We start from the raw sequence: 25,957 nt of genomic DNA on the forward strand, positions 1-25,957 counted from the left end.
CGGTGACAAAGAGTATCCGATGTACCTTCCTGGTCGAGTTGTTGATGAGCAAGCGAAGCTGATCTTCGTATACGTCTCATAAAGCAAATCCCATCTCTATCGCTTTCGTATATTATAGTATAAAAAAACCTGCTCAGGTGGTAGTCCCAAGCAGGTCTGTTCTCAATGCGAAACTGAAGTTCTATGCAAGTACCATTCGGTCGTCCGACAACTTGTGGCCGCTGATTCGTTCAAATTCTCCCAGCAGCTCTTCGACCGTCAAGTTCTTTTTCCTCTGCTCATCGATGTCCAGGATGATCTGTCCTTTGTCCATCATAATGAGCCGGTTGCCAAGACGGATCGCCTGTTCCATGTTGTGCGTAACCATCACAGTCGTCAGCTTCATCTCGCGGACGATTGTTTCCGTCAGCCTGGTGATCAGTTCGGCACGGGCTGGATCGAGCGCGGCCGTATGCTCATCAAGCAGCAGGATCTGGGGTTCTGTAAAGGTGGCCATCAGCAGGCTCAGCGCCTGGCGTTCACCACCGGACAAAAGTCCGACCTTGGCTCGCAGACGATCCTCAAGTCCAATCCCAAGCCGTGCCAGAGACTCCCGGAACATCTGCCTGCGGTTCGCTTTGATACTTAGCTTGAGTCCCCGTCGCTTGCCCCTTGCGAAAGCCATGGCCAAATTTTCTTCAATCGTCATATGCGGCGCCGTACCCGCCATCGGGTCCTGGAACACTCGGCCAATCCACCTGCTGCGCCGATATTCGGGCAGATGACTGATTATTTGATCATCAATCAAAACCTCGCCGGCATCTGGCTTCATTACGCCTGAAATGATATTCATCAGAGTCGATTTGCCGGCACCGTTACTTCCGATCAACGTGATGAAATCTCCGGGACGCAGGCTTAATTGTATATTGTTCAAGGCGATCTTCTCATCCGGCGTTCCCGGATTAAAAAGCTTGGATACATGAGAGATTTCAAGCATGAAGATCACCTCCCGCAGCACCATTTTGGAGTGCTCCTGTCAGTTCGGCCGTACGTCTCTTTGCCAGCTTTTTCTGCTTGATCGATCTGCTCGCGGTAGGGAAGACAAGCGCTACGATAACGATGACCGCTGTGATGATCTTCAAATCCGATGCATCAAGCCATCCTACCCGGAGTGCAAGCGCAACCACAATACGATAGATTATCGCGCCAAGCACAACGGCAATCGTAGCTTGAATGACATTTCTAGCGCCGAAGATCGCTTCGCCAATAATGACGGATGCCAATCCAATAACGATCATGCCGATGCCCATGTTGAGATCTCCAAAACCGGATTGTTGTGCGATAAGCGCTCCCGCCAAGGCAACCAATCCGTTTGCAAGACTGACGCCAACAATTTTGGTTGTATCCGTGTTCGCTCCAAAACTGCGAATCATCCGGTCGTTATCCCCTGTTGCCCGAAGAGCCAGCCCCAAATCCGTATGCAGGAACCAGTTCATGAGCAGCAAAACAATAATGACGACCAGCGGAATCAGGATCCAAGGATTGATTGAGGTAAAGACGGTATCCACACCTATCATCGCGATGTTGGGCTTGCCCATCATAATTCGCATATTAATGGAGTAAAGGGCGATCATCATCAATATACCGGACAACAGTCCGTTAATTTTCCCCTTGGTATGCAGAAGTCCCGTACAGACCCCCGCCGCGATTCCGCCAGCGAATGCGACAACACTAGCCAGCCAAGGATTATACCCGTGAGAGATCATCACTGCCGCGATGCCTCCGCCTGTTGCGAAGCTGCCGTCTACAGTCAAATCCGGAAAATCGAGGATCCGGTACGTAATATATACCCCAAGCGCCATCAAAGCGTAAAGCATACCGAGTTCAATCGCACCTAAGATCGAGCTTAACATGATGAATACCCTCCTTATGACATGAAGGGAGTGGACGAAGGATATCGCCACTCCCCTATAACCATTCTTCGCTGTTACTGAATGATGTTTTTCTCTTTGTCTTCCACTTCGTTTTTCATATCGTCCGTAACTATAATGCCCTGTGCTGCAGCAGCCTTCAAATTCAGGATCAGATCAAGCTTCTCCTGCATCGTGACCTTCATATCTCCCGGCTTCTTGCCATTTTTCAGAATATCGACGGCCATTTGTCCGACTTGGTATCCATGATCGAAGTACTTGAAACCGACCGTAGCAAACGCGCCTTTCTCGACGGTATCCCGATCACTGGAGAAAAACGGAATATGATTTTCGTTAGCCACCTGTATGATGGTGTCGACACCGCTTACCACCATGTTATCCAGCGTAATGAAGATGGCGTCTGCACGTCCTACCAGCGACTGTGCTGCCTGCTTCACTTCCGAGGTGTTCGTTACTGCCGCCTTCACCAGCTTGATGTTATGCTTGCTCAGCGCTTCCTCAGCATTTTTGGACATGACGACCGCGTTCGGCTCGCCTTCATTAATGACAAGTCCAACCGTTTTAACATTCGGGAAGTTCTTCGCTACAAAATCCATCAGCTTCTGAACCGCTGCCGGGTTCGTATCGGAAACTCCCGATACATTGCCGCCGGGCTGATCCAAGTTGGTCACGACCTTCGCATCTAACGGATCGGTTACCGCAGCGAACAGAACCGGCTTATCCTTTACCTGCTGAACTATAGCCTGGGCCGAAGGTGTCGCAATGGCAAGCACCAGATCCTCCTTCTCCGAAGCAATCGTCTGCGCAATGGAAAGATTGTTGGCAGAATCGCCCTGGGCGTTTTTGTAATCCACCTTCAGGTTATCGCCCTCAGCAATTCCTGCATCCTTCAATGCAGCGAGGAATCCTTCACGGGTCGCATCCAGTGAAGGATGCTCCACGATTTGGGAAATAGCGATCTTGTAAGACTTCTTCTCGGTCTGAGCGCCGCCCGAACCTTCTTCCGATTTCTTGCCGTCTGAATTGCCGCAACCCGCTGCCGCCGTAACCAGAAGCGCCGACATGACGACCGATAACAACATTTTTTTCTTCAACATAAAGACCCCTCCAAAATTTTCCTCTACATTGCTTTTGTGTTCGAAAGCGCTAAAGCATTTGGGTAAAAAAAGAAGTGCCGATTGAAGTATAGAATAGAACTCATCCCTATACTATCAATTGATTATTCATAATCATATATGGGCACTCCCGCATCCGTCAATCGTTATCCGACAAAAAATATGAAACTTTTACCCAGTCATATAATGTCAATTATTCCAATGTTTCCACCCGGTTTTGCTGCTCCAGCCGAAGGATAACCTCTTTCAAACCCATGGATTCCATGCTTGGAATTTTCAGATCATAATCCTCGAAAGGAAACGTGCTTGTCATCTCGTTAGGAACAATCACCGTATGAAGTCCAGCTTTTTTCGCCGCCGTAAAGCCGTTCAGGGAATCCTCGAAGGAAATGGCTTCTTCCGGCTCGACTTCCAGCTTTCGCAAAGAGAGAAGATACAGCTCGGGATTCGGCTTCACCTCCTGGACCAGATCCGCCGTGTTGATCGAATCAAAATAACCGTGCAAATCAAACTTGGTTAAGTAAGGCTCCAGCCAATTGAAATACGAGCTCGAAGCAAGACCGATTTTCAGCCCAAGTTCCTTGGCTTCTGACAGATATTCCACGACGCCGGGTCTCGGCTGAATATGCTGAAGCATCTCCTTGTATCGGACATCCACCTGCTTGCGAATCACTTCAGGATCTACGGTATGCTGTAAAATCTCAGCAAGATATGTATACGGGTTAAAAACATCGAAAGAGGTCCCCACGCACTGCGCGTACATCTCCAAGGGCAATTCCTTGCCATATTCACCGTACACCTTGCAAAAAGCATGGTATGCGGGCGTTTCCGTATCCACCATCAATCCGTCAAAATCAAAAACTACAGCCTTAATCAATATGCTCACCTTTTCATCGTTGTAATTTTTCATGCATCCGTTCCCGTAGTGGACGTTCTCTTTTTCCGCAGCGTCCGATCCGGATCACGAACGAAGCCAAACTTCTCGTATAAGCCATGGGCATCCTCGGTAACCAATATGCCGTGCAAATGTTCCAGCCTGCTGTCAGACGTGATCGAAGCGACCAATTGTTTGCCGAGTCCCCGTCCCCTGTACGCTTCGTCTACAATCACATCACAAAGATAATACATGGTGACCAGGTCGGTCACTACCCTGGCGAAGCCAATTTGTACCTCTTTGTCATACAACCCGAAGCAGATGGAGTTCTCAATCGATGAGCGAATCATGTCCGCCGGTCTGTTTTTCGCCCAGTAGCTGCCGTGCAGCAACGAAGCAATCCGGTCCAGTTGAAGCAAATCCTTCCGTTCGCTGATCCATATGTCTTGAGCCATTTCACGATCCATCCTTTCCTTACGAGCCATAATGAAAAAATTCTTCATGACTGGCAATAATCCTTCTTTTGAAGGGACGGCTTAAGCTCAAACAGACCGGGCGCAAAGGCGCCGGTCTATTGGCTGACAGCTGTGTTCCGTAAGAATGCTTTAGATTCGAACCACTTGCACCTGCTTACGGAGCTGTTCAAATACTTCAGGCTCGATATGGCCGGCCAGATCCGTCATGGCATTGGAGGTTCCAGCGGCGGATGCCATGGCCAATCCTTCCTCCAGCGATAAACCTTTGGCCAGAGAAACGGCCATGCCAGCGACAAAAGAATCGCCGCATCCAACCGTGTTCACGACCTCCACTTTTGGTGTCGTGACACGATAGCAAATATCTTTTGCCGCGGTCATGGAACCGGCTCCGCCCAATGATACGCTGATCCGGTCCATTTCATATTTATACAGCAGTGTTTCGACGGCCGTTTGCAGCGCCTCTTCATCCGCTACCTCAATGCCTAGCAAAGCTGCCACTTCTTCTTCATTAGGCTTAATCATATCCGGCTTCGCTTCCAGCCCATAGCGCAAAGCATCTCCGCTAGCATCCAAAATCACGTAAGCTCCGGCTTGTTTGGCGATGGAGACCAGCTTCACATAGAAGTCTTGGGGAACTCCGGCTGGCAAGCTGCCGCTGAAGCATACGATGGTAGAACGGGACGCTAACTCGCTGATCTTCGCTTCCATTTCCTTCAGAGCAGCGTCGTCGACAGTCGGCCCTGGCTCCAGAAGTTCGGTGGACGTTCCGTTCGTTTCATCCAGAATGTTCAGGCAAATTCTCGATTCTCCTGCTACGGATACAAAATCATGGGCAATTCCCATTTGAGTCAGTTGCTGCTTGATGATTTCCCCATTCATGCCGCCTACAAAACCGGTTGCTGTCACAGGTACTCCCAGCTGAGCTACAACTTTAGCCACATTGATCCCCTTGCCTCCCGGCGCAGCATGAAAACGCTGAACCCGCGAGACTTTACCCAGCGGAAACGTGGGGAGCGAGTATGTCTTATCAATTGCTGCATTCAATGTCACAGTAGTAATCATATGTCTCCCGTCATCCAATCCCTAGCTTGTCAAAATGAGCCTGCACTTCGCGTTGCGCGGCCCGGGGAAGGCCTCATCACGCCATGCTCACCAACTGCTATGTCTTCTCGATGCCCCCTACATCCGCTCCTGATCTCCGGCAGAGATTCATTCAGGTAAACGGATACATCGGCAATATCCAAAGTATACCTGCACTCTTTGGATTGCACAACGCTTTGCCTTGACGATATCCCTATACGGATATCAAAAAATCCTCGATTTTCGATGCGGATGGAAGAGAGCCCGTTCCCCCGATCCCCTGCGTGGAGATCGCGCCGCTTGCATTGGCAAACCTCACCATCTCCCTTCCTCGCAATCCGCTGCGGTAAGCATAGATCAACCCCGCGTTAAATGCATCTCCCGCGCCCGTCGTGTCAACCGGAGTCACGCTGAACGACGGAACCATTTCCGGCGATCCACCGGGAGTAAGCAGCATGGCACCCATGCTGCCGCACTTGACTGCCACCGTATTGGCACCCGTTGGCAGTTTACGTCCCGCTTCTTCTACATTTGCCGTCTGATAAATATGCATGATTTCCTCTTCGCTTGGAATAAACAGGTCCGTATGCGGCAGCAGGCGGTCAATTCCCTCGCGGTGCCATTCACCATGAACATCCCAGCCGGTATCGAACGAAGTCGTGATCCCTTGGGAGCGAAGACGGGCAAACAAGGCTTCCCAATGCGGTCGCATGCCATCCTGCAGAAAATAAGATCCGAAATGCACATGCTCTGCATGCTCAAACACTTGTTCAGGAATGTCTTGCGGTTTTAGCAGCGGAATGCTGCCAGGATAAGTTAGGAGCCCGCGGTCACTTGGCGTCGAAAAAGAAAGCGTGACTCCGGTTTTGACTTCCGGATTCCGGATCACATGACCGGTATGTACCTGCATCCGTTCGAGCTCCTTCACGCAGAACCGTCCAAAGTCATCCTCCCCTACCATACTGACAAACTGTACATCCGCTCCGATTCCAGCCAATGCGCATGCAGTAATTGCCGAAGAGGATCCGAGAACAATATCAAAAGAATCGATCAGCTTTTCGCGGTTCCATTCGGGTATCAAATCCGTCCCCGATATAATCACATCCACATTCAACTCGCCGATCACGACAATTTTCACAGCTCTTTCTCCTTTACATGTGTTTTCGTTATGTCCTTCATTTCCGCCAGGGAGCATACAGCGGATGTTAACGGGTGCCAGCGTATCGCCAATACATTGGTTCTTGCCAAAATTCATAGGAATCTCATACTCATATTTCACGTTTTCCTGTGCTGCCGAACTTCCTGTCTACTGACGATTTGAGAACCTTAGATCACTACAGGACGATTCGTGAAAGCCAGTACTGACCATTTCTTTTCTGGGAATCTACGTTTTTTTTGCAATGTTTTGCGTAAAATTCTCAATATTTTCGAATCTGTATCGACAAGAGAAATCGTTCCTCCATCCAACCCGTCAATATGGATAATACCGACGGATAATCTCATGTGTGAAGGCGATTACAGCTCCAGCGATCGAAATTCCAGTTGTGATTCCCTCTCCTTTTTCGCCATTTTTTTATGTACTCATCTCATTCTTCATAGGCAAATTGTATGCTTCATATTTTGCAATGTCAACATATTTAGATTAATATTTTGCGGCAACATATTTCGTTTTTGCATGAACATTAAACTCATGTCTTCAATTGACCTTCATCTCTTTATGCCTTACCATGAATAAATACATATGAAGAATCCGGTCTATAACCGAATACTTCGTTTTGCGGCAAACATTATCTTAAAGGCGGTCAGATTATGGCTACTCTCAAGGACATCGCGGATGTTGTCGGCGTTTCGGTATCCACCGTTTCACGCGTGCTTTCCAACGAAACCAACCGTTCCGTGAATTCAGATACGAAAAAGAAAATATGGGACACGGCCCGCGAGCTCGGATATCAGATCAGAAGTTCGGGGGTATTGACCCCGCAAACCAAACGGGTAGGATGCATCGTTTCCACCCTGCAAAATCGCCGCTATCATCCTTACTTCTCGGTGATCTTGGAAGGTATTGATCAGGAGCTTGCAAAAAATGGTTTTAAACTGGCTTTTACTTACACTCAAGACGAGCTAAAAAAACCAGAGGTCCTGAAGTCTGCTCTTCACGACAATACAATCGAAGGCCTGATTCTGATCGAAGGTATCGATGAGAGCATTTATCGTCAAATCCGGAAGCAAAACTGCCCCGTGGTGGGCATTGACGTAACCGACAGCAGCATACCAACCATCTCCTATGATCGCGTGGGGGCAGCCCAAAAAGCAGTGCAGCATTTAACGCAGCAGGGACACCGCGATATTCTCTTCATCGGAGGAACCGGCTTATCCGGTCTCATGGAACGCGAGAAGCGGTTTCGGGGATACCAGCAGGCACTGGGGGAAGCCCAAATCCCATTGGACCCGGCACGCGTGCTGGATGCACAGTGGGAGCCAGATCAAGCTTACCGGATGATGCTGGCTTTCCTGGAGGACAATCAGAAGGAACTTCCGACTGCGGTTTTTGCTGCAAGCGATATTATGGCCATGGCCGCAATGCGGGCCATTTCCGAGAAGGGCTTCCGCATCCCCCAGGATTTTGCGGTCGTCGGATTCGATGATAATGAGCCATCCCGTTATACCGTACCACCGCTGTCGACCATTCATATTCCGACGTTTGAAATCGGAACTATCGCAGCCAAAACACTGCTCCAAACGATCCGGGACCCCTATCCGCTGCCGGTGAATATCTCCGTTCCTTTCGAAACGAAATTCCGTTCATCCAGTAAGTGGAGCGTTACCACCAAGAATCAATGAGCTTGAAACACCCTGCTTTCATAGCAAAAAGGCATTTCCGCCTGGTCCTGCGACCACGGAAATGCCTTTTTTACACGAAAATGAGAATGATCAATACATGACCCGCGATTTTTACGGAAGTACGTGAACATCACTACAAATTCACGGCATCCAGATGACGCCGGCAATTATACAAGTCGCATACCCACTCCTCATCCAGCTGCCGAACCAACGTTACCGACGTATTATGGAGATGTTCACGTTCACACATGCCCGGAACCAGAACCGGCAGAAGTGTTGAGATCAACGCTCCATGACTCACGACCAAAACACGCCGGCCCGGGAATTGAAGGCATATGTCCTGCACGGCCCCCATCCCGCGCCGAATCATGGATTCATCCGTTTCAACGCCAAGGTCCATTTCGTTCCAATCCTCGCCCCACATCCGGATTCTCTCGTCTTCCGTGGTGCCTTCCATTTTACCGCATGCCATTTCCCGTAAACGCTCATCTGCATGAACAGGTATCCCCATAGCCTTGGCTATGGTTTCAGCCGTCTCCCTGGCACGCGACAAATCGCTAGTATAAACCGCATCCCATGTTTCATGTTTGAACCGTTCCGCAAGCGCCCTCGCCTGAGCTCGTCCCGTATCATTCAGAGGTACATCGGTCTGCCCTTGCGCTCTTCGAGCCACATTCCAGTCGGTGATGCCATGTCTGACCCAACCAATCGTCGTCATATGCTTCCCCCTGTTTTATGTATTCGTATAGAATGTCATATGATCTTTATCTGCCGCATAATAGTCCATGCGATCCTGCAGAGTGCCGGTGTGAAGTTCGAATTTGTGGCCATCGGGATCCAGAAAATAGACAGACCTCTTGTCCCTCTCATCCCGTTCTCTGCCAGGCAGTATGTTCACCTCGAAATACTTAAGCCGCAGCACCCATGGATCAAACTCTTCTTCAGCGACCGAAAAAGCGATATGAGTATAAGTTTTCGGCATTGGCTCACGCTCCACATCCTCCTGATTCAGTGCAATCCACAGGCCATCCAGGTCAAAATAGGCAAGCTTCCTCCCCTTGACTAGCAGCTTCGCGCCGAACACACTCTCGTAGAAGAGAATGGAACGGTCAAGATCCGCAACCGAGAAACAAAAGTGATTAACGCCTTGTATTTTCAATTCCATTCGCTCCTTTAGCATACACTTCCCGGGATTTCAATTTACTTCCATAACTGACACTTATTATCCGGTACCCGATCCAGCTTATCGGATGTTCTTTTTTTCAATGAAATCCCGCTACCGTCCTAATCCAAATAGGTCGTGGTCCGCCGCATTTTCACGCTGGATTCCCGTACGATCAGCCGAGGTTCGAACTGCACCTTTTCGTATACGCCGTTTTCGTTTTCACGGATCCTTTTAAGCAGCAGTTCCGTCGCAAGCCGCGACACTTCAACCCCCATAATGGATACCGAGCTGATCTGCGGGGAAGTGATCGTCGTATAAATATTATTGTCGATGCCGCATACAGCGACATCCTCCGGAACCCGAACGCCGAGCTCCTTGAAACGGTTAATCAACCCGATCGCCACCATGTCATTGCCGGCATATACGGCATCAGGCATATTCTTCAGGCTTTTGAAATAGTCCGCAGCTTTCGCACCCGTGTTCAAGGAAAAATCCTCGCCGAAATATACCAATGAAACATCCACATGGCTTAGTGAGTTCACGTAGGCATTATATCGTTCCTCGATAATATCGCAGGGTGCTCCGGCATACGCGATCCGCGTGCAGCCGATGCTAAGCAAGTGCTCCATCGCGAGCCGCCCTTCTTGCTGGGACAAGCAGACCACATCGGCACGTATATCAGGCGTAAGCTTCTTGCCGTAATTGATCACTGAGATCGGCACCGGAGATTTATTCACCATCTCAACGAATGTCTTCGGGTAGGCAAGCGGCAATATAATAAGCCCGTCCACATGCAGCTTCTTGACATCCCGAATCGTCTCCAGCTCGATGCGTCCAATGCCTGAGGTGTTTATATTAACTACGCGGTATCCGTGCTGCTTGGCCGCCTGCTCCACGGACCAGGCGATTTCCGGCATGAAAGCATTGCGGATATCCGGCACAGCCAACGCGATTTGGTTCGTATTCCGAATTTTCAGGCTTTGCGCTGCGATGCTAGGAATGAATCCAAGCTCATCGATCGCCTGCAGCACCTTCGCTTTCGTTTTCTCACTGATTCCACCCGAATTATTGATGGCCCTGGATACCGTTGCAATCCCTACACCTGCTTTTTCGGCCACATCTTCTATCGTTACTTTAGCTCTGTTCGGCAATCCAATTTAATTCCTTTCTCCACTGGAATCGTTTCCCGTTTATTAAAAATTATAGATCCTATAGTTCTATTATAACATTAAAGATTTTCTCTATAAAACAACGCATAGCGTAAAATTAAAGACCCGTTCCAAATCCTTAATTTAATCAATTTTTATGGTTAAAAAGATGTTCATTCAAATTTGACAATCTTATGAATATGTGACATATTAGTTTCCGGAAACGTTTCCTATTACGAGCTAAAACAGCTCATAAAATTATAATCGCATATCATTTGCGAACTGGAGATGACGACATGAAAGCACTTAGATGGCATGGCCAAAAAGATTTGCGTCTGGACAACATCGAAGAACCCGCAGCCGCGAAAGGCAAAGTAAAAATCAGAGTGGAATGGTGCGGCATTTGCGGCAGCGATCTGCATGAATATACTTCGGGACCGATCTTCATTCCTCAAGATGCTCCTCACCCCCTTACTGGCGAGAAAGCACCGATCGTTATGGGACATGAATTTTCCGGACAAGTTGTAGAAATCGGCGAAGGCGTAACGAAAGTAAGCGTTGGCGACCGGGTTGTGGTTGAACCGATTTACGCTTGCGGCGAATGCGAAGCCTGTCAACAGGGTAAATACAATCTTTGCGACAAAATGGGCTTCCTCGGTCTCGCCGGCGGCGGAGGCGGTTTCTCAAGCTTCGTCGCTGCTGATGAAGTGATGGTCCACAAAATTCCTGATTCCGTTTCTTACGAGCAGGGCGCGCTAGTGGAACCTTCTGCTGTAGCACTCCATGCCGTACGTTCCAGTAAGCTGAAAGTCGGCGATAAAGCCGCTGTATTCGGTACAGGTCCTATCGGCCTGCTCGTAATCGAAGCTCTGAAAGCTTCCGGCGCATCCGAGATCTATGCAGTAGAGCTTTCCCCTGAACGTAAGGAAAAAGCCGCAGAGCTCGGAGCCATCGTCATCGATCCGAAAGAATTCGATGCGGTAAGTGAAATCCACAAGCGCACCAATGGCGGCGTTGACGTAGCTTATGAAGTAACGGGAGTTCCTCCTGTCCTGACTCAAGCGCTCAAGTCCACCAAAATGGGCGGCGAGCTGATGATCGTCAGCATCTTTGAGAAGGAAGCTCCGCTTCAACCGAACAACGTGGTCATGATGGAACGTACCATCAAAGGTATTATCGGTTATCGTGACGTATTCCCGGCTGTTATCAGTCTCATGGATAAAGGATATTTCCCTGCCGAGAAGCTTGTCACCAAACGCATTCAGTTGAATGATGTACTTTCCGAAGGCTTTGAAACGCTGCTGAAGGAAAAAAATCAGGTCAAAATTCTCGTTAAACCGGAATAATTCGTTTCAATCTCCGGGTTTCTATAACTTCTTTATACGCCAGCATCGTTTAAAGGATGTTATATCTTTTTTTGATTTTTCTATCCATCCAGTTTCATCTTCCTATGGCAAAGCCGGATTCTCATGTTGAGAAATCCGGCTTTTTTTTAATATTAGTCGCTTATTTGTATCTTATATGAATGAACCTTATATCTTCTCGATAATTAACTGTTGACATTTTTACAATTATGTGATATAATAAAATATTTTATTTGACACTATATTTACAGAGAGCTATGATAGTACCTGCTCAATGAAACATTGATTCCATTGGAGGGTACGATATGAACCAAACAAATCCAGCCAGTCAAATTCACATGCTCGATATTTCCGCAATGATGATGGGCAACGTTGACACCATCCACCCCACACTGATTCATGATGATCACCATGCCATTCTGGTGGATAGCGGATATCCCGGACAAATCCCTTTATTTACGCAAGCACTGGAATCCCATGGCATTCGGATTCAAGATTTGACGCATGTTATCCTCTCGCATCAGGACATCGATCATATTGGCAGCCTTCCTGCCATGCTGCAACTAACAGACAATCGCATCGAAGTGCTGGCAAGCGAAGGGGAAAAGCCCTTTATAGAAGGGGATCAAATGATCCTTAAAATCACTCCTGAAGCGCTTGCTGCAGCTGAAGCCATGCTACCAGCAAATGTTCCTGAAGAGTGGAAGCAGGCTTTTCTCTCCACATTAAAAAATCCGCCACAATCACCCGTAAACCGAGTCATTCATGACGGAGATGTTCTGCCGATGTGCGGAGGGATAGAAATCATCGCCACCCCGGGTCACACACCTGGCCATATCAGTCTGTATCATATTCCTAGCAAAACGCTTATAGCGGCAGATGCTCTTCGTGTCGTTGACGGCCGCCTATGCGGTCCGGACCCCGAACAAACGCTGAACATGACCCAAGCCATGGATTCTATCGCCAAGTTGGCAGGATATAATGCTGAGTCCGTTATCTGTTACCACGGCGGATTATATCGGGATAACGTGCCTCAAGCTTTACAGAATCTCGTTAGAAGCTAATTTCAGATCTCTAGCCATTCACTTTTACTCCATTGCCTTGATCTGCATGTTCAATATGATGAAAATGTTCAAAAGCCTGCTGCATTTTCAGCAGATAAGCTGGGTCCTGGCTGGAGCAAGCATAGCGGATATCGCCCCTGCCTTGTGTGCCTATGAGTCCTTTCTCATTCAGCACATGGCGAAGTCTGCGAATAGTTCCCAGGCTTCCGTCGATAATCTCAATGTGATCCGGCAGAATCCGGCGCAGCAGCGGCTTATAGAACGGGAAATGAGTGCATCCCAAGACCAGCGTGCCATAGTCATTCAAATCGTACGCAGCAAATTTCTCGTTAAAATAAGCTGTCATTATTTCAAGATCAAACTGCATCGCCTCACAGTATGTCACCAGTTCAGGCAGAGGAAGCGAGTCCACAATGCTATGGTCGTCCACACGGGACACCAGTTGGGTATATTTCGATTGATGAAGCGTCAGCGGCGTCGCTGCCACCAGAACTCTTTTCCCAGTACTACGGTTCATTTCAACGGCTGGCTTCACCGCAGGTTCCATCCCGATAATCGGAAAGCTGTATTCCTTGCGGAGCTCCTCTGCCGCGGCGCTGGTCGCGGTATTGCATGCGATCACCAGTGCTTTGATATCCTCTTGTAAAATTTGATTCAGCGACTCACGCACAAAGTCCTGCACCTGCTCCTTCGTTTTCGTGCCGTAAGGTACATGAAGCGTGTCGGCAAAAAATAAAAAGTCCTCGTCGGGCAGCTGCTTCACGGCTTCAGAAAGTACGGTTAATCCGCCTAACCCTGAATCAAAAAGCGCAATTCGCATGTTGTTCACCTGATTTTTCGTAGATTCATGACATCAATATATTCTTTATTCCCTTATATGATGAAAACCAAATTTTTGCCAAAAGTCAAGAGTATCCGTCATGGGAAAATAATACACCTGCTAAAATCCAATGCATCAACCGAACTCACTACCATTCGAATCTTTCAGATTTCCCGCTTGATCATGCAGGCAAACTCGGTTTGCTCGCCATGTACCGGCGAAGAGAATACACCAAATTGCTTGAAGCCCGCCTTCTCATATGTCCTCACCGCACGTTTATTGAAGGTAGCCACAACGAGCCGGATGCCCTTTCCGGGAAAGGCGTACTTCACATATGCTATTCCTTCCTCCATAAAACGGGTTCCTTGTCCCTGCCCGGTTAGCTCCGGCTTCATCCCCAGTCCGATATCCACCAAAGATTCATCATTGTATATTCCTGCATCGTATCCGCCGGGGACTCGAGCCGATATTCCGGTACAATAAAATCCAATCAGCATTTCTTCATGATTCCAGGCGGAAACATAATCACCGTTCAACAGCTCCGTAATATCCTCTTCACTTCCATCCATGCTGTATAAATCGTACGGCCGCGGGTATCTCCACGTCGCAATTTCGGCCGCATCTTCTCGGTTCATGCTCTTCACTCGTACCATCGGTGCTGCACAACCTCTTTCTTTTAGAATATTCTAAGTCTTGTTTTCTCCTGAAGCATTTGCCGCCCCAGGCCTCGGTCAATATAATTCGCCGACACCTGCTGGATGCCAAGCTCCTTTGCCCAAATCGACAGTTGACCGATATGATGGATTTCATGGGCAATTACATGCCGGAGCACTTCTCCGTATATTAACGGTTCCGGATGCCAAGACACTTGGACTTCGGTATATACTTTATCCGCATCAGCCTTTGAGAGAATATCAGTAACCTGTTTGCGGCATGCATCCGACAGATCCTTGACCGAATCGAGGGTTGGATAGTCTTCGAAACGTGGTTCCCAATCCTCCAGGCCATCTATCGCCCGAATCCAACTTAACTCAACGTCCACGATATGAAAAAATGTCCTAAGAATGGTTCCGACACCACCCGTTCTTTCCTTCACAAGCTCTTCTGTCGCCAGTAGTCGGTACTCATCAAACCATTGGTCCCGCACCTGCCAGTTATACTCAAACCAGCTTTTCATTAGGTTACTCCTCCTTGCATGAGCTCAGCCGAAGTCAAATGGATCGAATTTCGTTTTTGCCATGTCAGGACTTACCTCTACCGATCATTCTATGCAGAATAATCGAAGCATTCCCTCCGTCAAATCTCCATTTCATGCCGGTTATCCATCACGATTTTCATCTTGGGTTATGGCTCAATCTGCTACAGCTCATTATGTATTTTTCTTACCCCGTGCCTTCAGGGAATCATTTACAAATCACAGTATAACATGGATGAACTCTACCGAGTCACGCAAAAAAAGCCGGGTGAATGATCACCCGGCCTTCCCGTGATTTAACTGTGGATCAGATTGTATATCATTTTGGCTAATTCCGCCCGGGTCACTTTCCCCTTCGGATCAAATTCGAGGTTGCCCTTGCCGTTCATCAGACCCAGCTTGTTTACCCGGTCTACGGCTTCTGTGGCCCATGCGGATACATGGTTCATATCCTTAAAGTCTGCATTCGCGGAGCCTGTACGTTCTTTACCATATAAATAATCGCTGACTTTCATCAGGATGACGGCAGCTTCCTCGCGGCTGATCGACTCCTGTGGACGGAACTTCCCATCGCTGCCTTGAATAATGCCAAGTTTGGACGCTTGCGACACGGCAGCGGAATAATATGCTTCTGAAGGCACATCGTTAAATACCTGGCTTGCCGCGGACAAATCCACACCAGCCGCTCTCATGGCTAAGGTAATGAAGTCGGCGCGGGTTACATTTTGCGTTGGTCCAAAATGGTCTTCGTCCAGTCCTTGGATGACATGCATGGCGGTTAACTTCGCAATATATTCCTCTGCCCATGAGCCCTTAACATCCTTGAACTGTTTGCGATATTCAAGTAAAGCATAGGTACCGGGCTGATCGGCCATGAAGGTCAAGTTGTCGCTGCTTAAGCTTCCGCCTCGGTAGATCGGTTTCAGGCCTTGCAGCAGATAGATCCCGGCATATCCTTCATGGAACTGTTTTAGCTGATCGGAGGTTAGGCTTCTCTGCACGGTCACCGGTCCACCGAATGACGTCACTTCCGTCTCGACCTGACCTTTGATCTTGGTCATTCGCAGCGAAACCACCAAGCCTGCATGCGTATACTCCTTCGCAGCCCCGATACTGCTGCTGACTTGTTGTTGAACCCTCTCATTCATAGAGGTATCAATCCGAAGCAGCAGCTGATCCACATCCTCAAGATGATCCGGCAAGGAAGCTGCAGGCAGCGTTACCGTCATGCCCGGCGCCGAGATAATGAGTGACAACTGACTCTCCTTGGCTTTTCTCACCGCATCTGCAGGGAGGTAAACCGCGGAATCTGGGCCCGGATTTTCCTTACTTGTTAATTCCATCACTACTTTTCCATTGCTTGTACCTTGGATGGCACTCTCCATAGCTTTAGCGTCAGCATGATAAGCACCGTCTGCCGCGAGTTCCAGAGTCAATTGTCCGTTCCCGGCTTCAGGAGCAGGCTTAGACGGCACGCTTGGCGTTCCTGAACCCGATGTTCCACCGCCTGTGCTTCCTCCACCCACCGGAGGCTGCACTTCACCAGTGTCCTTGCCTGTATAAAAGCCCCAAATATCGGATAGCACGCTGCCGCTATGATCATCCTCGGCTTTGACGTACCATTGATCATAGCTGTTTGGAGCCAATCCTTTCCATGCCACAGTAGCCTCCGCTCCGCTCTTCACGCCGGATTGCATTCCGATTTGCTGATCGGTGTAGACCTTGACTCCAATATAATCCGTAGCCACCCGCTTGGTCGTAGGGGCAAGTCCGAGATCCAGACTGAATTCATCTTTGCCCGCTTCCGTTTGCGGGTCATAGAAGTTGTAATCGTCCAAATAAGGCGAATAGGTTTTGATATGCAGCTTGTTGTTTTTCATATCGAATTGCATCAGACGGATATAACCAAGCCCGCCTTCAGGCGCACCTTGATAATCGGCCAGCATTTGATATACATTGCGGTCAGGAATGCCATCACCGTTATCATCCAGTTGGTCTACCTTCAGTTCGGCATCATGATAGTGTCCTGACAAAGCGGCAATAACGTTTTTATTAGGCTTGATGACCTTGTCGAAGATCTGATCGGCAATCGGCGCCCGATTATTCGATACGAGCAAATATTCGTGCAGACAGAGAATGGCTTTACGTTCGGGATATTTAGCCACGATCTCGTTCATCCAGTCAATTTCCTTATCGCCGAGTCCCCAACCCATATAAACGATCACAAAATCGTTGCCGTTCGACGAAACCAGGTCATAATGTCCGCGGTTATCATCGTACGAACCGCCAAACACCTGATTGTTCTTAAAGCGATCCTCGCCGAAATACTCCTTGAATTTGGTATAATCGTTGTTCTGGTGATCGACATCATGGTTACCAGCGAGCACACCATAAGGGATATTGGCATTCTCCAGAACTTTCATGTCCTTATCAGCTTCCTGCCACTGATATTCCTGGTAGGATTTGTCCACCACATCTCCCGTATGGATGACATACTTGATGTTCATCTTTTCCTTCTGTTCCACGACCCAGTTCACGATTTTTTGATAGATCTGAGGATAACTTTGGGAGTAGTACTGGGTATCAGACATCCAGATAAAAGAGAAATCATACGGGTCCTGCGATTCCGGTGTAGGCTTGTAGCCGGAGTCAGCTGCCTGAACCGCGATCTCGTCCTGTACCATCACGTCGATCGTTTGGCCGTTGGCATATTCGCCTGCTTGAACCACCGCATTCAAACCGAAATCGTCCGCTCCCGCAATGACATGATCCAATTGCACCCATTTCTTCTGCGCTGGGCTCCAGGCATACAAGCTGACTTTGCGGCCTTCGAGCGACTTGCCCTTCCAATTGATTTCTACACGGTCCGTGCTCTTCACAGACGGATCAAGCTTTACCTCAAAGCGTTGGTAAGGGAACTGCTCTACGGAATCATTCACCAGATATTTACCGTCTTCAGCACTGATTTTCTGGTAATCCTCTTGACTGAGGGCTTGTTCTCCTGAGGGAGCCATTTCTTTAGGCGGCTCCGTTACCGATGTGTTGGTATAACCGGTAAAGTCTTCCGCTCGGTTTCCATCGTATTTATATCCTTTGTAGAACGTCACTTTCATTGGATCCTCAGTCGGATCTTGTACCTTCACGGTTAGATTCGCGTTCGTCCCGACATTCGTTTGCCCTTGCTTCGGTCCGATTAACTCCGGAAGAAGAGGATTCTCATCGGGTACCTTGAAGCTGACGGTCTTTTCGGAAATGTTACCGGCTTTGTCCGCGGCTTGGATATACAGCTTATGAATTCCTCCGGCCATCTGACCTGATGAGGTCTTATAAGGAAGTTCAATCGGCTTGTCATCCAACTTCACCGTGATTTTATCGACACCGGCATATGCATCCTGAATATCCGCATCCACCACGATTTCTCCCCGGTATTCTTTGCCTTCCTCCATGGTAGGCTTAATCACTGGTGCCGTATTATCAACGATGACATTTGCGGTTACTGCCTGGGTACCGTCGTCTACGGTGATCTGATGCGGGCCGTCCTCTACGGAAGTCGTATCCCAGTTATAGGTTTTGGCTTTCAAGTGTTCCGGTTTCAATGCAAAATGAAAGCCAATGGATTCGCTTTTGCCCTCGGAATCGCCCATTTTAATTTGCTTTTCTTTCTCGGCATAAGCAGGGTCCCAAATTTCGGTACCGTCCGCGAGCAGCAATCTTACGTTTTTAACTTCGAAGTCATCTTTATTTTCTTCCGGTCGCTTATCGAAAGGCGATGTTTTAGAGCCAGCCCGGATATAGATGACATTATCCCCTTGGGCCAGTTGTTCTGCACGGATTGGAAAAGATAGCGTTGTATAGGACGTAATCGGATCCATAAAGGTATACAATATCGTCTTGTCTTCCAGCGCCGGATCTCCCATCGTGACGGCATTTTTGAAATAATAGTCCACGTTGACGGCATCGAAAACGAAGTAGGCATCGTTCTCAAGCCCGGATGTAGTCATACCGCCCGGCAGCTTTTTCCCGTCCAGGCTGAGAGTCACTCCTGCCATGCCGGATGATTCCGATGTTCCTTTAATGATATGAGTACCCTTCAGGATTTCCTCATCCTTAACATTCAGGCGCAGCGGGGCATCACTCAAGCCTCCCGTAACAGCAACTTTAACAGGATCGGACACCGTTTCGTTAACGCCGTCGGAAACCACAAAGTAGTACTCCACGTATTTACGCCCGATCAGTTCCGCCGCTGACAGTTTGTAATGGTACATCATGTCGTTAAAATCTTCTGTCAAGCGGTGACCCGTGTATTCCGTCTGCTTGTCCGAGCGAACATACACCTCAACCGAAGTGACTTCATGATCATCCTTGGCGTCCGCTTTCAGCTCAAGGCCCTTGGATTGATCCACTTCGGTTATCCCCGTCGCATCCTGAATGGTAGGTGGCACGGTGTCCGCAGCCACATGAACCGGCTCCGCAGGCACCTGCGTCTTTGCGACTGCACCAGGCGTTGGTGCTTCGGTACCGGAGCTGGCTTTAATCATCATATTGCCGCCATTGACCGGATAGCTGTAAAGAATGGATTTATCCTCGCTCGTCTCATCGCTTTTCGAGCTGCCCTCGTATAATTGATCCGCATCGTAATAAGCACCGGATATCTCTTTGCCCGTATTCGTTTTGATGACGACTGCGCGTCTGCCGGAATTGGCCATCCCGTCGCTTTGAATCGTCTGCAGAGTTGTACCTGGAACAAGGTTCGTCTTATAAAACTGGTTAAAATCGTTATCTGTATATGCCGAGTTAGCGGTATTCTTAATCCAGAATACAGCGGACTGCTTGGAAGGAATGATGAAATCCTTTTTCACAGACGGCCATTCAACATCCGCGGAAGGGCCTTTGTCCGGATAACGGTAAAAGAGCTTGTAATTTTTGAAGTTTACCGGCTGATCCGAATTGTTATACACTTCGATAAATTCGTAGGCATCTGTCGAAGAGCCTTGGACATTCGTTGTATTGGGAACCAATTCGGTTACGAGCAGTACGGGTGCCTTGGACGAATCGAAGGGAGCCATATTCACCTGGGAGGTATACGGCTTGTCCAGATTGCCCGCTTGAATCCGATATTGCAGAGTAGGCTCCGTAAGAGCCGCTGCCGGGATCGTTGCCGAGTAATCTCCCGTATTCCCCGGATCACTCATCGGGATGACTGTGTATCTAGATTGTGCCGGTGTCTTATATAGCAGCTTGACCGCTGCTTTTGAGCCATCCGCGTTGGTTCCTGGATTAATGACATGGGCTTTAATCTCAAGATCCTTGACATCCACAGCCGCCTGCGGGGTATGGCTGATTTCAGTTTGTTGTCCGCCTTCCACAACCGGAGGCACGATCTGGTCAGGATCTATGGTTCCTGGTGTTGCGGGCAGCTTCCCGGAAGAATCCATTACGCTCATCACATAGCTTCCGGCAACGGGATGCTTGAAGAAAATACCCATATTCACTTTGACATGAGCAGGTTCATACGATGCCGATACGACTGGTTCTCCGCTCTTCGACTTAATCATCAGCGTTCTGGCGCTGCCGTTGGCCATACCGCCCCCGCCCTTGATGCGAAACAGGTTAATGCCTTCGGTCAAATGAGTCCCATAGTTCTGGTTGAAGCTCTCCGCTGTTTCCTGGTTGTTACTGTCGTTCATAATCCAAAATACGATAGATTGTCTTGCCGGAATCATGATATTCGATCCCGCTTCGGGAGACCATGTATCCTTATTATTGTAGAAGAAGGTATAGTCCTTAAAATTCACATCCAAATCGGTGTTATTGTATACCTCCACGAATTCATAGGCATCCGTTTTCGTTCCGGGCAGATCTGTTGTGTCCGGCACCATCTCGGTAATCAGCAGTGCAGGAGCCGTAGACTGGGCGGACAAGGCTTGCGGCACATCTCCCTGAATCTTCGCCGAATATCGCTCCGATTGAATGACTGTACCTTCCGCATCCATGATCTCGATCGAGTAATCCAGTTCCCGGCCGGTTAGCGCTTCACCCGGTATGTCTCCTGTATATGTATCGGCGGCTTGCTGTCCCGCGGGCTTCAATGGAACCGCCGGAAATTCCTTCCCATCCACCATGTAACGAATTTGCCCGCTCCACGTCTCATCGATGCCATACACGCTCGCTGTTACCGTATAATTCCGTTGTTCGGGAATCCATGCAGCCGGTGTATGCAGAAGACGGATACCTCCCTGTTCGCTGCCTAAAACTCCTATTCCGTTCTCGGCCGAAGATCCTGTTTGAACCGGCTCTGCGTGAACCGAATTGATGAGCAAAGAAGGCGTACCTCCTGTCAGCATCATGCTGCTAAGCATAACGATGGAGACATTCCGTTTGATCTTGTTTTTCCTGTTCAATGCTGCTTACATCTCCTTTACAATTGGCATTAGAATGAAACATTGCATTTCCATTGTATAAAGGATGTATTTGCTGAATATTATTGCAACGTAAACGGATAGTTAATATCATTAATATTGTTAATTGATAAATAACCGGATGAATAACGAATCTCAAAAAAAGAGACAGTTATCATCAAAGATAACTGTCAAGAGGATGATTGATCATTAATAAAGTCTCTTCTCATAGCTTTCCGTGAGCGATGCCTGAACCTCGCTCCTGGATACACGAAGCCTTCCTGCATGTGCTGCAATCATGGAGGCTGGATCGGGCAACGTTTCCTTGGAAGGCCAGGTATCCGGCTGCCACAGTTTGGATCTTTTAAAAGCTTTGGCGCAATGGATATAGCACTCCTCCACTTCAACGCCAATGCCAGCAGAAGGCACTTTCCCCTGGGCCGACATGTGCTCCATCACATCCCGGTCACGGATAATGTATCCCTTGCCGTTGATTCGAAGCGTTTCTTCCAATCCCGGAATGATAAAAATCAACCCGATATGCGGATTGATTAGCAAATTCCGGAGTGAATCATACCGCCTATTGCCGGGACGCTCCGGAAGTACGAGATGCTGATCATCCAGTATGTAAGCAAAGCCTGGCGAATCTCCCCGCGGCGAACAGTCGCATGTTCCGCCTGTTCCGCTTGTTGAGATAAAAACCAGCGGTGACTGGGCGATAAACCCGCGGCAATGTTCATCCAGGCTGGCAATTACCTTATGCCTTGCCAAATCGCCCGGTTTGCCTGCAAGCTGTTCCAATTCCTCTTCTGACTGCAGAATATCCTGAAATTTCCCCATATGGAATCCACCTCCGCTCTTATTATAAAAGTTTAATGGCAAAAAAACAGCCGCATTCTCCCTCCGGAAAGGGAAGCGGCTGTTCTTTTGCACGAAGCATCAATTTTGGTGACGATCTGCATATTCAGCCATAGCGTCACGCATGAACGCGGCCAAGCCTTCTCCAAATTGATCGATATTCCGGGTAAAACGTTCATCATCAACGTACATTTGTCCAAGCCCTTTAAAAGCTTCAGGCGAATATTTCCCCATCCGGTTCAGGAACTGGTACCATTCACCAATCGCTCGTTGAGCTTCATCAGAAACAGGTGATTGATGACACATTGCTGCAAGTCTCCGGTAAATGGCGTTCATTTCTTCGCCCATTTGTCCTTGTTCTTTCTTGGACAGCTTATTGAATCTGTCATTGGATTCGTCTACTGTCTTGTCGCCCCAGCGCTCCCTTGCTTCCTGCTCATACGGATTGCTGCTAAAATCAAAGCCTGCAAATTTTTCCTGATTCGTCATCCTGATCTCTCCTTTATCATGCTTCATCGTCTTCTCCAAGGTATCGATCATCCGCTCCAGCCGGACGCGCTTTTCCTGCAGCAGCTTGTGGTGAAGCTCCATCGCTTCTCGCCGGTCAAAATCCGGACGGCTGATGATCTCCCGGATCTGCTTCAGAGGGAAATCCAGCTCCCTGAAGAATAAAATCTGTTGAAGCCGTTCCAGGTCCTCTTCCGAATAAACCCGGTAACCCGCTTCCGTTGTACCGCTCGGATGCAGCAAGCCGATTTCATCATAGTGATGAAGCGTGCGCACGCTGATCCCGGCAAGTGCCGCGACTTCCTTTACCATCATGGATGCTCTCCTCCTTTCACCTTCACTATAGAGAATGACGTAACGTGAGAGTCAACAGGCATTTTCATTTTCTCGAATCGATATTTTCTAAAATCATCACGTCTTGTCGTCATTTTCGGACACGCGATTCAGGCTTGCTTCCCATTCCCTGTTTCTCTCTTGTTCTTCAGCCTTGTTCTCGGTGGCTTGATCCGTCAGCCAACGAACCATCTTCGGAAAATCTCCCAGAATAAAATAAACCAATCCGGCAATGAAAAACAACACACTTAAAGTAAGTAAAGGCGTGCCTGCTTCTTTCAATACCATATGATAATACACTGCATCCCATCCTTGTTGAGAAGAAATGAGTAACGCAGCCAAAATATACCTAATCGCAAACAGAAACGCACCTGTGGCAAGAAATACAGCCCCTACACCTCTTCGATTCATATGATTACGCCTCCTATAAATTTTGATCATTCGCTCATGCTAAAAACAATGATAAATGTATCTTAACGTCATGTAAGTTATTGATGTTACCCGAGTCCCCCGTTCTCTCTACCCTGATCTGCGCATACAAGACCTTCTCTGTGATTTTATGTTCCGTACGTGATATCATAGAAATAAACCGCAATCTACATATGAATGACACTTTAAATAAGGGAGCTGAACGAAGTTGAAACAAGAAATCATGGAACGCTTTATATCGTATGCCAGGGTTGAAACGCAATCGAACGAGGACAGCCCGTCATGTCCTTCCACGCCGGGTCAGTTGACCCTTGCACGGAAGCTGGTCGAGGAGCTGAATGCCATCGGCATGCAGGATGTAATCATGGATGAGAACGGTTATGTCATGGCTACACTTCCATCCAACACGGACCGCGATGTGCCGACGATCGGATTTCTTGCACACGTGGATACGGCGACGGATTTTACGGGAGCAGGCGTTAATCCTCAAATCGTTGAGAATTATGACGGCAAAGATATCATCCTGAATTCCGGACTGAACGTTGTTCTGTCCCCGAAGCAGTTTCCGGAGCTAACAGGCTATCAAGGACACACGCTGATCACGACCGACGGAACCACACTGCTTGGTGCGGATGATAAAGCCGGCATCGCCGAAATCATGACCGCCATGGCTTACCTTATCGCGCATCCGGAAATTAAACATGGAAGAATCAGAGTTGCCTTTACCCCTGACGAAGAAATCGGCAGAGGCCCCGAGAAATTTGACGTAAAAGCATTTGACGCTACTTTCGCTTATACGATGGACGGCGGTCCGCTTGGCGAGCTGGAATATGAAAGCTTCAATGCGGCCAAAGCCAGCATCACGATTAACGGTACTAACGTTCATCCCGGTACGGCGAAGAATAAAATGGTCAATTCCATCAAAATTGCAATGGAATTAAACGGCATGCTGCCAGTCGAACAGGCCCCTGAGCATACGGATGGTTACGAAGGTTTCTACCATTTGCTCAGCCAAAACGGCGATACGGAGCGCACCCGCATGGAATATATCATCCGCGATTTTGATAAAGCCGAATTCGAAAATAAGAAAGAAAATATGAAGCGCATCGTAAAAGAACTGCAGGCCAAGCACGGAGAAGAACGAATCGCACTCGAAATGCGCGACCAGTATTACAATATGAAAGAAAAGATCGAACCGGTTAAAGAAATCGTAGATATCGCGTATGCTGCCATGGAAAGCCTGGACATCAAACCGATTGTGAAACCCATTCGCGGCGGAACGGACGGTTCACAGCTCTCTTATATGGGCCTCCCGACCCCTAATATCTTTACCGGCGGGGAGAATTACCACGGCAAATTCGAATATGTATCGGTCGATAACATGCTCAAGGCGGTTCAGGTGATCGTGGAAGTTGTGCAACGCTTCGAGCAGCGCGGCGCATGAGCGGGATTCCGGCAGGCAACCGTCACGGGAATATTGAACGCTTCTCCGGATTCGAGGACACTTACGACCGATACCGCCCAAGTGCTCCTCGGCAGGTTATTGATATTCTGAGCAGCTACATCGGGCGCAAGCCTGGACGGGTGTTGGATATTGGCTGCGGTACGGGATTATCCACGTTTATCTGGATGAACCATGCTGAAGAGGTCGTCGGCATTGAGCCTAATGACGACATGCGCGGAAAGGCTGAGGCCAAGCTGCGTTCACAGCCTGATCATGATGCTAAAGGCAGCATCCGCTTCATCAGCGGTTATTCCAACCAGCTTGATTTCAAGGATGGCTCCGCAGATCTGATCACCTGCTCGCAATCCTTCCACTGGATGGAGCCGATCAGCACATTGGCCGAAGCTGCCAGAGTCTTGCAACCTGGAGGCGTGTTCGCTGCATACGACTGCGATTGGCCTCCAACCGCTTCCTGGCAGGCGGAGAAGTCATACGTTGAGCTTCTCGGACATGCCGACATGCTGCTGAGAGAGCGTCAAGAACAGCAAGATCAGGCGATCAAAAGAAACAAGGAGTCACATCTCCAATCCATTATACAAAGCGGGAAATTCCGTTATGCGCGGGAAATCGTATTTCATAATCAGGAACTGTGCGATGCCGACCGTTATATCGGTCTGGCACTCAGCCAGGGCGGCCTCCAAACCGTAATGAAGCTCGGAATGAATGATCTTGAAGAAGAAATTCGACAGTTCAAGGCGCATGTTATAGAGCATTTTCAGGATCGTACGCTTGAAGTGCTGTTCAGTTACAGAATGAGAATCGGGATTAAATAAAGGTATATGCAATAAATGGCGGGTCAAGATACGATGTCTTGTCCCGCCATTTTATTCCCTCCATAAAAAACCGACTCCCTCCCAATCACCGGGAACTGAGTAT

At 48.6% G+C, this 25,957-nt stretch carries 22 protein-coding genes; 5 read left to right on the top strand and 17 right to left on the bottom strand.

Going from position 1 to position 25,957, the window contains the following annotated elements:
* Positions 1-181: 181 nt before the first annotated feature.
* From GRF59_RS06400 to GRF59_RS06430, 7 genes are all read right to left on the bottom strand, one after another.
* Entirely contained in the window at positions 182-976 is a 795-nt protein-coding gene (locus GRF59_RS06400) for an ABC transporter ATP-binding protein (RefSeq protein ID WP_160496782.1), read from the bottom strand.
* Positions 969-1,892 carry an ABC transporter permease gene (locus GRF59_RS06405; RefSeq protein ID WP_160496783.1) on the bottom strand — a complete coding sequence of 308 codons (924 nt, stop codon included), beginning with the start codon at positions 1,890-1,892 and terminating at the stop codon, positions 969-971. The genes GRF59_RS06400 and GRF59_RS06405 overlap by 8 nt, the downstream gene beginning before the upstream one ends.
* 74 nt (positions 1,893-1,966) lie before the next feature.
* Complete coding sequence (locus GRF59_RS06410; protein ID WP_160496784.1) at positions 1,967-3,007, bottom strand: ABC transporter substrate-binding protein; 1,041 nt, start codon at positions 3,005-3,007, stop codon at positions 1,967-1,969.
* A 211-nt stretch (positions 3,008-3,218) separates the two neighbouring features.
* Positions 3,219-3,935: an HAD family hydrolase gene (locus GRF59_RS06415; protein ID WP_237391658.1), complete on the bottom strand. Its 717-nt coding sequence runs from the start codon at positions 3,933-3,935 to the stop codon at positions 3,219-3,221.
* Entirely contained in the window at positions 3,932-4,354 is a 423-nt protein-coding gene (locus tag GRF59_RS06420; RefSeq protein ID WP_237391659.1) for a GNAT family N-acetyltransferase, read from the bottom strand. Before GRF59_RS06420 ends, GRF59_RS06415 begins: the two co-directional genes overlap by 4 nt.
* A 150-nt stretch (positions 4,355-4,504) precedes the next feature.
* On the bottom strand, positions 4,505-5,437 hold the full coding sequence (gene pfkB / locus GRF59_RS06425) for a 1-phosphofructokinase (RefSeq protein ID WP_160496785.1): 933 nt from the start codon (positions 5,435-5,437) through the stop codon (positions 4,505-4,507).
* 232 nt (positions 5,438-5,669) lie between these two features.
* Complete coding sequence (locus GRF59_RS06430; RefSeq protein ID WP_341480018.1) at positions 5,670-6,593, bottom strand: carbohydrate kinase family protein; 924 nt, start codon at positions 6,591-6,593, stop codon at positions 5,670-5,672.
* 671 nt (positions 6,594-7,264) lie between these two features.
* Here GRF59_RS06430 and GRF59_RS06435 point away from each other — a divergent pair.
* Positions 7,265-8,296, top strand: coding sequence for a LacI family DNA-binding transcriptional regulator (locus GRF59_RS06435; RefSeq protein ID WP_160496786.1), 1,032 nt, complete (start codon positions 7,265-7,267; stop codon positions 8,294-8,296).
* A 133-nt stretch (positions 8,297-8,429) separates the two neighbouring features.
* Here GRF59_RS06435 and GRF59_RS06440 read toward each other — a convergent pair whose 3' ends face one another.
* The 3 genes from GRF59_RS06440 to GRF59_RS06450 all read right to left on the bottom strand — a co-directional run bounded on the left by GRF59_RS06440 (position 8,430) and on the right by GRF59_RS06450 (position 10,612).
* A complete protein-coding gene (locus GRF59_RS06440; protein ID WP_160496787.1) occupies positions 8,430-9,014 on the bottom strand; it encodes a histidine phosphatase family protein in 585 nt (194 codons plus the stop codon).
* Between the two features lie 15 nt (positions 9,015-9,029).
* Positions 9,030-9,455: a metallothiol transferase FosB gene (gene fosB / locus GRF59_RS06445; protein ID WP_160496788.1), complete on the bottom strand. Its 426-nt coding sequence runs from the start codon at positions 9,453-9,455 to the stop codon at positions 9,030-9,032.
* Positions 9,456-9,580: 125 nt separating this feature from the next.
* The gene (locus GRF59_RS06450; RefSeq protein WP_160496789.1) at positions 9,581-10,612 is read right to left on the bottom strand and encodes a LacI family DNA-binding transcriptional regulator; all 1,032 of its coding nucleotides are present in this window, start codon (positions 10,610-10,612) and stop codon (positions 9,581-9,583) included.
* A 293-nt stretch (positions 10,613-10,905) separates the two neighbouring features.
* Between GRF59_RS06450 and GRF59_RS06455 the strand changes: the two genes are divergently transcribed.
* Positions 10,906-11,955 carry a 2,3-butanediol dehydrogenase gene (locus GRF59_RS06455; RefSeq protein ID WP_160496790.1) on the top strand — a complete coding sequence of 350 codons (1,050 nt, stop codon included), beginning with the start codon at positions 10,906-10,908 and terminating at the stop codon, positions 11,953-11,955.
* A 323-nt stretch (positions 11,956-12,278) separates the two neighbouring features.
* Complete coding sequence (locus GRF59_RS06460; RefSeq protein WP_237391661.1) at positions 12,279-13,037, top strand: MBL fold metallo-hydrolase; 759 nt, start codon at positions 12,279-12,281, stop codon at positions 13,035-13,037.
* A 10-nt stretch (positions 13,038-13,047) separates the two neighbouring features.
* Here GRF59_RS06460 and murI read toward each other — a convergent pair whose 3' ends face one another.
* The 7 genes from murI to GRF59_RS06495 form a co-directional block, all read right to left on the bottom strand.
* The gene (murI, locus tag GRF59_RS06465; protein ID WP_160496791.1) at positions 13,048-13,857 is read right to left on the bottom strand and encodes a glutamate racemase; all 810 of its coding nucleotides are present in this window, start codon (positions 13,855-13,857) and stop codon (positions 13,048-13,050) included.
* Positions 13,858-14,021: 164 nt separating this feature from the next.
* Positions 14,022-14,492, bottom strand: a complete 471-nt coding sequence (locus tag GRF59_RS06470) for a GNAT family N-acetyltransferase (protein WP_160496792.1) — start codon at positions 14,490-14,492, stop codon at positions 14,022-14,024.
* 41 nt (positions 14,493-14,533) lie between these two features.
* Positions 14,534-15,034 carry a DinB family protein gene (locus GRF59_RS06475; protein WP_160496793.1) on the bottom strand — a complete coding sequence of 167 codons (501 nt, stop codon included), beginning with the start codon at positions 15,032-15,034 and terminating at the stop codon, positions 14,534-14,536.
* A gap of 314 nt (positions 15,035-15,348) precedes the next feature.
* Positions 15,349-21,453: an S-layer homology domain-containing protein gene (locus tag GRF59_RS06480; protein ID WP_160496794.1), complete on the bottom strand. Its 6,105-nt coding sequence runs from the start codon at positions 21,451-21,453 to the stop codon at positions 15,349-15,351.
* 207 nt (positions 21,454-21,660) lie between these two features.
* Positions 21,661-22,290 (bottom strand): pyridoxamine 5'-phosphate oxidase family protein, encoded by a 630-nt coding sequence (locus GRF59_RS06485; RefSeq protein WP_160496795.1) that lies wholly within the window; start codon positions 22,288-22,290, stop codon positions 21,661-21,663.
* Between the two features lie 99 nt (positions 22,291-22,389).
* Positions 22,390-23,130 (bottom strand): MerR family transcriptional regulator, encoded by a 741-nt coding sequence (locus tag GRF59_RS06490; protein WP_160496796.1) that lies wholly within the window; start codon positions 23,128-23,130, stop codon positions 22,390-22,392.
* Positions 23,131-23,226: 96 nt separating this feature from the next.
* Positions 23,227-23,559 carry a hypothetical protein gene (locus tag GRF59_RS06495; protein WP_160496797.1) on the bottom strand — a complete coding sequence of 111 codons (333 nt, stop codon included), beginning with the start codon at positions 23,557-23,559 and terminating at the stop codon, positions 23,227-23,229.
* A 226-nt stretch (positions 23,560-23,785) separates the two neighbouring features.
* Between GRF59_RS06495 and pepT the strand changes: the two genes are divergently transcribed.
* Positions 23,786-25,021 (top strand): peptidase T, encoded by a 1,236-nt coding sequence (gene pepT, locus GRF59_RS06500; protein ID WP_160496798.1) that lies wholly within the window; start codon positions 23,786-23,788, stop codon positions 25,019-25,021.
* Positions 25,018-25,854, top strand: a complete 837-nt coding sequence (locus GRF59_RS06505) for a class I SAM-dependent methyltransferase (RefSeq protein WP_160496799.1) — start codon at positions 25,018-25,020, stop codon at positions 25,852-25,854. The genes pepT and GRF59_RS06505 overlap by 4 nt, the downstream gene beginning before the upstream one ends.
* Positions 25,855-25,957: the final 103 nt, after the last annotated feature.

The sequence above is a fragment of the Paenibacillus dendrobii genome, assembly GCF_009807035.1.
In the GTDB taxonomy this organism is placed as follows: Bacteria; Bacillota; Bacilli; order Paenibacillales; family Paenibacillaceae; genus Paenibacillus_AQ; species Paenibacillus_AQ dendrobii.